Raw genomic sequence first — 9,206 nt, forward strand, 5'->3', positions numbered from 1 at the left:
TGTCACTGTGCACGAAGCGGAAAACGTGGGGGGAGAGCAGATGGTTCCCCGTGGATCGCACTCCCACACCGCTTCGGCCACAGTGCGTCAGCGGCCGACACCCGCCCGCTCTCCCTCCCGTCACTTGCCGAGCATCCACTGCTCCATCACGGACAACAGGTAGTCGGGGTCGACCGGCTTGGTGACGTAGTCGGAAGCGCCGGAGTCGATCGCCTTCTCCCGGTCCCCCTTCATCGCCTTCGCCGTCAGCGCGATGATCGGCAGGCCCGCGAACTGCGGCATCCGCCGGATCGCCGAGGTCGTGGCGTACCCGTCCATCTCGGGCATCATGATGTCCATCAGCACGACCTTCACGTCGTCGTGCTGCTCCAGGACCTCGATGCCCTCCCGCCCGTTCTCCGCGTACAGCACCGCCAGCCCGTGCTGCTCCAGCACGCTGGTGAGCGCGAAGACGTTGCGGACGTCGTCGTCGACGATGAGCACCCGCTCGCCGCGGAAGTCGTACGTCCGCGCCGCCGCCGGAAGCTCCTCCTGTGCGGTGCCCCAGCTGTCCTCGGCCCCCGTCGCGTTCGGCCCGCCCGGCACCGCCGTACGCGGCTCCAGGTCACTGAGCGCCTTGCGCCGGCGCCGGAACAGCCCGGCCCCGCTGTTCTGCCCCGCCTGTCCCGTATGCCCCGTCTGTCCTGCCCCGGCGGCCGACGGCGCCGACGGCGCGGGCTGGGACGGCGTCTCCGGCGGCGCCGCGGACCCGGCCGGCAGCACCGGCAGCCCGGGGCGCGCCCCGTCGAGGGACCTGCGGTACAGCTCGCCGCGGGCGCCGCCGGGGGTGGGCGGCGCGTACCCCTGCGGCGGCAGCTCGCTCGGGTGCAGCGGCAGGTACAGCGTGAAGGTGGAGCCGCGGCCGGGCTCGCTGGCCGCGTGGATCTCGCCGCCCAGGAGCCGGGCGATCTCCCGGCTGATGGACAGCCCCAGCCCGGTGCCGCCGTACTTGCGGCTCGTCGTCCCGTCGGCCTGCTTGAACGCCTCGAAGATCACCAGCATCTTGCTCGCCGCGATCCCGATGCCGGTGTCGGTCACCGAGAAGGCGATCAGGTCCGCATCCGCCTCCCGGAGCGAGCCGGCCTCCAGCAGCTGTTCGCGGATCGCCGTCGGCACATCGGCCCCGGCCGGCCGGATCACCAGCTCCACCGCACCGGTGTCGGTGAACTTCACCGCGTTCGAGAGCAGGTTGCGCAGCACCTGCAACAGCCGCTGCTCGTCGGTGTGCAGGGTGGCGGGCAGCTCCGGGGAGACCCGCACCGAGAAGTCGAGGCCCTTCTCCGCCGTCAGCGGCCGGAAGGTCGCCTCCACGTAGTCCACGAGCTGGACCAGCGCGATCCGGGTCGGCGAGACGTCCATCTTCCCGGCCTCGACCTTCGACAGGTCGAGGATGTCGTTGATCAGCTGGAGCAGGTCGGAGCCCGCGCCGTGGATCGTCTCGGCGAACTCCACCTGCTTCGGCGACAGGTTCTCGTCCGCGTTGTCGGCGAGCAGCTTGGCCAGGATCAGCAGCGAGTTGAGCGGGGTGCGCAGCTCGTGCGACATGTTCGCCAGGAACTCGGACTTGTAGCGCATCGAGACCGCGAGCTGCTCGGCACGCTCCTCCAGGACCTGCCGCGCCTCCTCGATCTCGGTGTTCTTCACCTCGATGTCCCGGTTCTGCTGGGCCAGCAGTTCGGCCTTCTCCTCCAGCTCCGCGTTGGCGGCCTGCAAGGCCTTCTGCCGGTTCTCCAGCTCGTCGGACCGCTCACGCAGCTGCTCGGTCATCTCCTGCGACTGCTTCAGCAGCATCTCCGTCTTGGAGTTGACGCTGATGGTGTTGACGCTCGTACCGATCATCTCGGCGATCTGGCTGAGGAAGTCCTTCTGGATCTGCGTGAACGGTGTGAAGGAGGCCAGCTCGATGACGCCGAGCACCTTCCCCTCGAAGAGCACCGGCAGCACGATCACATGCGCCGGCGGGGCCTCGCCCAGGCCCGAGGAGATCTTCAGGTAGCCGGGCGGGGTGTTCTCGACGAGGATCGTCCGCTTCTCCTCGGCCACCGCCCCGATCAGCCCCTCCCCCGGCCGGAAGGAGATGGGCATCTGACCGCCGGCGTACGCGTAGCTCCCGCGCATCCGCAGCTCGTACGAGCCGTCCGCGCCGCCCTCCGTCCCGATCTCGGTGGTACCGCCGGCCGGCACCGCCAGGAAGAAGGCGCCGTGCTGCGCGGAGACCACCGGGGTCAGCTCGCTCATGATCAGCGAGGCGACGTCGTCGAGGTCGCGGCGGCCCTGCATCAGTGCGGAGATGCGGGCCAGGTTCCCCTTGAGCCAGTCCTGCTCCTTGTTGGCCAAGGTGGTGTCGCGCAGGTTGACGATCATCGTGTTGATGTTGTCCTGGAGGACCTGGATCTCGCCCGCCGCGTCCACGTCGACCTTCAGGCTGAGGTCGCCGCGGGTCACCGCGGTGGCCACGGCCGCGATCGCGCGTACCTGCCGGGTGAGGTTGCCGGCCATCTCGTTGACGGACTCGGTCAGGTCCCGCCACGTGCCGTCGACGTCGCGCACCCGCGCCTGGCCGCCCAGGATGCCCTCGGTGCCCACCTCGCGGGCCACCCTCGTCACCTGGTCCGCGAAGGAGGACAGCTGGTCGACCATCGTGTTGATGGTGGTCTTCAGCTCCAGGATCTCGCCCCGGGCGTCGATGTCGATCTTCTTGGTCATGTCGCCCTTGGCGATGGCGGTCGTGACCATGGCGATCTGCCGCACCTGGCCGGTGAGGTTGGAGGCCATGAAGTTCACCGAGTCGGTGAGGTCCTTCCACGTCCCCGAGACCCCGGGCACGTGCGCCTGCCCGCCCAGGCGGCCCTCCGTACCCACCTCGCGGGCCACCCGCGTCACCTCGTCGGCGAAGGACGACAGGGTCTTCACCATCGTGTTGACGGTGTCGGCGAGCTGCGCGACCTCGCCGCGCGCCTCGACCGTGACCTTCTTCGTCAGGTCGCCGTTGGCGACGGCCGCCGAGACCTGGGCGATCCCGCGCACCTGGGCCGTCAGGTTCCCGGCCATCGTGTTGACGTTGTCGCTGAGGTCCTTCCAGATGCCGGTGACCCCGCGGACGCGGGCCTGGCCGCCCAGGATGCCCTCGGTGCCCACCTCGCGGGCCACCCTCGTCACCTGCTCCGCGAAGGAGGACAGCTGGTCCACCATCGTGTTGACGGTCGTGACGAGTTCGAGGATCTCCCCCTTGGCGTCGACGGTGATCTTCTTGGAGAGGTCGCCCATGGCGACCGCCGTCGTCACCTCGGCGATGTTGCGCACCTGGGAGGTCAGGTTGTTCGCCATGAAGTTGACGGACTGGGTGAGGTCCTTCCAGGTGCCGGAGACACCCTTGACCTCGGCCTGACCGCCGAGGATGCCCTCCGTGCCCACCTCGCGGGCCACCCGGGTCACCTGCTCCGCGAAGTTCGAGAGCTGGTCGACCATGGTGTTCAGCGTGTTCTTCAGCTCCAGGATCTCGCCCCGGGCGTCCACGTCGATCTTCTGCGACAGATCGCCGCGCGCCACCGCCGTGGCGACCTGGGCGATGTTGCGCACCTGCGAGGTGAGGTTCCCGGCCATGCCGTTCACCGAGTCCGTCAGGTCGCGCCAGACGCCGGCCACGCCGGGCACCTGCGCCTGGCCGCCCAGGCGGCCCTCCGTACCCACGTCCCGGGCCACCCGGGTCACCTGCTCGGCGAAGGCGGAGAGCTGGTCGACCATGGTGTTGATGGTGTTCTTCAGCTCCAGGATCTCGCCCCGGGCGTCCACGTCGATCTTCTGCGACAGATCGCCGCGCGCCACCGCCGTGGTCACCTGCGCGATCTGGCGCACCTGCGAGGTCAGGTTCCCGGCCATGAAGTTGACGGAGTCGGTCAGCTCCTTCCAGGTGCCCGACACCCCCTCCACCCGGGCCTGGCCGCCCAGGCGGCCCTCCGTACCCACGTCCCGTGCCATCCGCGTGACCTGGTCGGCGAAGGACGACAGCTGGTCGACCATCGTGTTCACGGTGTTCTTCAGCTGGAGCATCTCGCCGGAGACGTCCACCGTGACCTTCTGCGACAGGTCGCCGTTGGCCACCGCCGTGGTCACCTGGGCGATGTTGCGGACCTGCCCGGTGAGGTTGCGGAAGGCGGTGTTCACGGAGTCGGTGAGGTCCTTCCACGTCCCCGCCGCCCCCGGCACCTGTGCCTGGCCGCCCAGTTCGCCCTCGACGCCGACCTCACGGGCCACTCGCGTCACTTCCGCACCGAAGGACTGGAGCTGGTCCACCATCGTGTTGACGGTGTTCTTCAGCTCCAGCATTTCGCCGGCCACGTCGACGGTGACCTTCTGCGACAGGTCGCCGTTGGCGACGGCCGTCGTCACCTGGGCGATGTCCCGCACCTGGGTGGTGAGGTTGCGGAAGACCGTGTTCACCGAGTCGGTGAGGTCCTTCCACGTCCCCGCCGCCCCCGGCACCTGCGCCTGTCCGCCGAGCAGGCCCTTGGCGCCGACCTCGCTGGCCACCCGTGTGACCTCGTCCGCGAAGGTCCGCAGCGTCTCCGTCATCTGGTTGATCGTTTCGGCCAGCTGCGCGACCTCGCCGCGCGCGCTGACCCGTACCTTCTGGGACAGGTCGCCGTTGGCGACCGCCGTCGTCACCTGGGCGATCCCGCGCACCTGGGCCGTCAGGTTCCCGGCCATGGTGTTGACGGAGTCGGTCAGGTCCTTCCACACGCCCGCGACCCCCGGCACCTTGGCCTGGCCGCCCAGCTCGCCCTCCGTACCCACCTCGCGGGCGACCCTCGTCACCTCGGAGGAGAAGGACGACAGCTGGTCCACCATGGTGTTCACGGTGTTCTTCAGCTGCAGCATCTCGCCGGCGACGTGGACGGTGACCTTGCGCGACAGGTCGCCCTTCGCGACCGCCGTCGTGACGAGAGCGATGTCACGCACCTGCGCGGTGAGCCGGTACGCCATCGTGTTGACGGAGTCGGTCAGATCCTTCCAGGAACCCGACATTCCGCGCACCTGCGCCTGACCGCCGAGCTTGCCCTCGGTGCCCACTTCCAGCGCCACGCGCGTCACCTCGTCGGTGAACGCGGACAGCTGGTCGACCAGGTTGTTGACCGTCCGGCCGACCTTCAGGAACTCGCCGCGCAGCGGATGCCCGGCCCCCTCGGCGGCCTGCGTCCGCAGGTCCATCCGCTGGTCCAGATCGCCCTCGGCCACCGCCGACAGCACCCGTCCCACCTCGGACACCGGCCGGGCCAGGTCGTCGACCAGCTGGTTCGAGGCGTCGATGGCGGCCGCCCAGGAGCCCTCGCAGGCACCCGTTTCCAGCCGTTCGCTCAGCTTCCCCTCGCGGCCCACCATCCTCCGGACCCGGGACAGTTCCCCGGTCAGGTGCAGATTGCGGTCGGCGACCTCGTTGTAGACGGCGGCGATCTCCGCCATCACGCCCTCGCCGGACACCGTCAGCCGCTTGCGGAAGTTTCCGTCCCGCATCGACACCAGGGCCGTGAGCAGCCGGTTCAGAGCGGCGGTATCGACCTCTGTCGTGCCGCCGCGCCGGGACCGCCCGCCCTTCGGCCGCGTCCCCGTACGCCGCACCACTGCGCCAGACTCCACCGTGTCCCTCCCGAAAGGGTCGACCACTGTTCCACCGGACACCTGACTCGTCACAAGCCGGCTCTGCAAGCCTGCCCAGTGTTTCACCCTGGCCGAACCCGGCCATAACACTTCGGCACCATCGCACACCCGCCGTACCCTGCGAGTGGATTCCCGGACGACGGCACCATGCCGTCCGCGAAGGTAAGTAACCTGGCAACCGATGTCCAACCGCGTCGAAGGAGATTCGTGATCACGGCACGGGCGGCTGCCAGCTTCGACCCCCTCGGGCGCTCGGTCGCCGCCGCTCGCGCGTTCGTCCGCGACACCCTGCAGGGCTGGGGCTTCGCGGACATCGTCGACGACGCGGTGGTCCTCACCAGCGAGCTCGTCACCAATGCCGTGGTCCACGCAGGCACCCGGGCCGAGGTGCTGTGCCTGCGCACCGAGGACGGCGTCCGGGTCGAGGTCGCCGACCGCTACCCGGAGCGCGGGCTGCCGTTGGGACACCCCGGCGAGCGCCCGTACGCCGACCCCGACCGCGAGAACGGCCGCGGGCTGATGCTCTGCGCCGCCCTGGCCACCCGCTGGGGAGTCGAGTACACCGCCGCCCACAAGCACGTGTGGTTCCGTCTCGATCTGCCAGACCGGCCGGTCGGTACCCGCTCGGCGGGCCCGGTCGTCCCCGACCGGCTGCTCCCCCTCGCCGACAGCCGGGTCCGCGTCGCCGTCCTCCAGGTCGACTCGGCCGACGCCGTATCCGCCTGGAACGAGGACGCCGAGCACATCTTCGGCCACCCCGCCGAGAAGGCCGTGGGCCGACCGCTGGCCGAGCTCGCCGCCTGGCCGCAGACCCCGGGCACCGGCACCGGCATCGCGGAGGCCCTGCGCCTGTCCCGCTGGGAGGGCAGCTACGGCGTCCGCGGCGCCGACGGCCGCGTCATCCCCGTCTACGCCTCCCACCTGCGGGTCCGCGACGCCCACGGCGAACCGTCCACCGTCTGCCTGCTCGTCCACGACGACGAGCGCGCCCTCCTCCAGAGCCCCGCACGGGTGCCCTCCACGGACAGCGGCCACTTCGCCGAGCCCCGCGCCGCCGATCCCTTCGAGGTCTTCATCGGCTCTCCCGCCCCCGACGACCTCGACGGCCTGCTCCAGCGCACCGTGGAACGCGCCCGCGACCTCCTGGACGCCGACGCCGCCTTCCTGCTGCTCGCCACCGACGACGAGACCGAGCTGGAGGTCCGGGCCACCACCGGCCTGCCTTCGACCCGCCAGCGCTTCGCCCGCGTACCCGTCGAGGCCGGCACCAACCGCTACGGCTCCGCCCGCATGCCCGCCGTCCACGACGACCTCGTCGCCGTCCCCGGGGCCGTTCCGCTCCTGGAGGCCACCGGCATGCGCTCCGCGGTCACGGTCCCCCTCAAGGTCGAGGGCCGCCTCACCGGCTCCCTCGGCGTCGCCGCCGAGGGAGCCGGCCGCTACTCGAACGAGGAGGCCCTGCGCCTCCAGTTCGCCGCCGACCGCATCGCCCTGGCGGTGGAGTCCGCCCGCCTCGGCGAACTGGAGCGGCTGCGTCGCGGCTCCCTGTCCTTCCTCGTCGAGGCCTCCGACCTGCTGGCCGGCACCCTGGACCGGGACCAGACCCTGGCCCTCATGGCCCAGATGACCGTCCCGACGCTCGCCACCTGGTGCGCCGTCTACACCATCGCCGACCAGTCCTCGGACCCCTACCTCTCGTACGTCCTCCACGAGGACGAGGACCGCATCGACGGCCTGAAGGCGCTGCTCTCCCGGGTCAGCCCGCCCGAACCGCTCCGCGAGGCCGGAGCCCGCCCGTGGCCCGAAGCCGCCCTCGCGGTCGGCGGCGAGACGGTGGTCCTGCCCCTCCTCGCCCGCAACCGCGTGATCGGCATGCTCACCCTCGGCAAGCCGCGGGAGGAGCACTTCCGCCAGGAGATCCTCGAACTCGCCGAGGACCTCTCCCGCCGGGCCGCGCTCGCCCTGGACAACGCCCGCCTCTACTCGGAGCGCACCGCGATCAGCCGCTCGCTCCAACGCAGCCTGCTGCCGCCCGGCTCTCCCGCCATCCCCGGGATGGAGGTCGAGGTCATCTACCGCGCGGCCGGCGAGGGCAACGAGGTGGGCGGCGACTTCTACGACGTCTTCCCGATCCGCGACGGCGCGTACGGCTTCGCCATCGGCGACGTGTGCGGCACGGGCCCGGAGGCGGCCGCCGTGACCGGCCTGGCCCGGCACGCGCTGCGCCTGCTGGCTCGCGAGGGCCTCGGCGGCCCGGCCGTCCTCGAACGCCTCAACGCGGCCATCCTCGACGAGGGCGCCCGCAGCCGCTTCCTCACCCTCCTCTACGGCGAGCTCCACCCGCAGCCGGACGGCGGCGCGCTGATGAAGGTCGTCTGCGCGGGCCACCCGCTCCCGCTGCGCCTGCGTCCGAACGGCGTGGTGGACGCGGCGGCGGAGCCGCAGCCCCTGCTGGGTGTGATCGAGGACCTGGACCTGTACGAGCAGACCGTCACCCTCGACCCGGGCGACGTCCTGCTGTGCGTCACGGACGGTGTGACGGAGCGGCGCGAGGGCAGCCGGATGCTCGGAGACGACGGTCTCGCGGAGGTCCTGACGACCTGTACGGGTCTGACCGCCGGCGCGGTCGCCTCCCGTGTCCTGCGCGCTGTGGAACGCTTCGCGGCCGAGCCCGCCTCGGACGACATGGCGATCCTGGCCTTCCGCGTACCCCACCCGCGGGCGGGCGATTAATGGGGGTGCGGTCGGCGGCGGTCTGGGCTAGCCTCGGCGCCCATGCCGACTCCCCGTATACGCCCTGACTACACCGCCGACGAGCGCACCCAGCTCCTGGGATGGCTGGACATGCAGCGCTCGATCATCCGCTGGAAGTGCGAGGGCCTGTCCGAAGAGGCCGCCCACCGCCCCGTCCTGCCGTCCTCTCCGCTGATGACGGCGGCGGGTCTGGTCTCCCACATGCGCTGGGTCGAGCACTGCTGGTTCGAGGTGATACTGCTGGACCGGCCTGCCGACGCCAACCCCCAGTTCGGGGAGGCGGAGGACGCGGACATGCAGGTCGACGGGATCCCCCTCGACCGGCTCCTTGAGGAGTACGACCGCCAGTGCGCGGTGTCGAACGAGATCGTGGCCTCGCTCTCCCTGGACGACACGGGCCGCAACACGGAGTTCAAGGCGGGTGCCGCCTCCGTCCGCTGGGTCCTCCTCCACATGATCGAGGAGACGGCCCGCCATGCCGGCCACATGGACGCGATCCGCGAACTGGTGGACGGCGACAAGGGCTACTACTGATCCCTGAGAACGCAAAAAGGCCCCCGCCAAATGGCGGGGGCCTTTTCTTGTGGAGCCCTTTAACGGAATCGAACCGTTGACCTTCTCCTTACCATGGAGACGCTCTACCGACTGAGCTAAAAGGGCGGGTTGTTCGGCGGCGTCCTACTCTCCCACAGGGTCCCCCCTGCAGTACCATCGGCGCTGAAAGGCTTAGCTTCCGGGTTCGGAATGTAACCGGGCGT

The 9,206-nt window shown here is 70.5% G+C and carries 3 protein-coding genes, 1 tRNA gene and 1 rRNA gene; 2 read left to right on the forward strand and 3 right to left on the reverse strand.

Annotation, left to right across the window (positions count from 1 at the left end):
• Positions 1-120: 120 nt before the first annotated feature.
• The gene (locus ACFWFZ_RS32535) at positions 121-5,673 is read right to left on the reverse strand and encodes a HAMP domain-containing protein (RefSeq protein WP_387127301.1); all 5,553 of its coding nucleotides are present in this window, start codon (positions 5,671-5,673) and stop codon (positions 121-123) included.
• A 168-nt stretch (positions 5,674-5,841) separates the two neighbouring features.
• Here ACFWFZ_RS32535 and ACFWFZ_RS32540 point away from each other — a divergent pair, with 168 nt between their 5' ends.
• Positions 5,842-8,427 (forward strand): SpoIIE family protein phosphatase, encoded by a 2,586-nt coding sequence (locus ACFWFZ_RS32540; protein WP_387127303.1) that lies wholly within the window; start codon positions 5,842-5,844, stop codon positions 8,425-8,427.
• A 42-nt stretch (positions 8,428-8,469) separates the two neighbouring features.
• A complete protein-coding gene (locus ACFWFZ_RS32545) occupies positions 8,470-8,982 on the forward strand; it encodes a DinB family protein (RefSeq protein ID WP_387127305.1) in 513 nt (170 codons plus the stop codon).
• A gap of 50 nt (positions 8,983-9,032) precedes the next feature.
• Here the strand turns inward: ACFWFZ_RS32545 and ACFWFZ_RS32550 are convergent.
• Positions 9,033-9,108 (reverse strand) — tRNA-Thr (locus tag ACFWFZ_RS32550).
• A gap of 5 nt (positions 9,109-9,113) precedes the next feature.
• Positions 9,114-9,206 (reverse strand): 5S ribosomal RNA (rrf, locus tag ACFWFZ_RS32555); the annotation flags it as partial.

This window comes from Streptomyces sp. NPDC060232, assembly GCF_042726555.1.
Taxonomy (GTDB): domain Bacteria; phylum Actinomycetota; class Actinomycetes; order Streptomycetales; family Streptomycetaceae; genus Streptomyces.

Coding starts and splice junctions, on each gene's coding strand:
- ACFWFZ_RS32540 (WP_387127303.1), top strand. CDS start 5,842: ATGCCGTCCGCGAAGGTAAGTAACCTGGCAACCGATGTCCAACCGCGT.
- ACFWFZ_RS32545 (WP_387127305.1), top strand. CDS start 8,470: ATGCCGACTCCCCGTATACGCCCTGACTACACCGCCGACGAGCGCACC.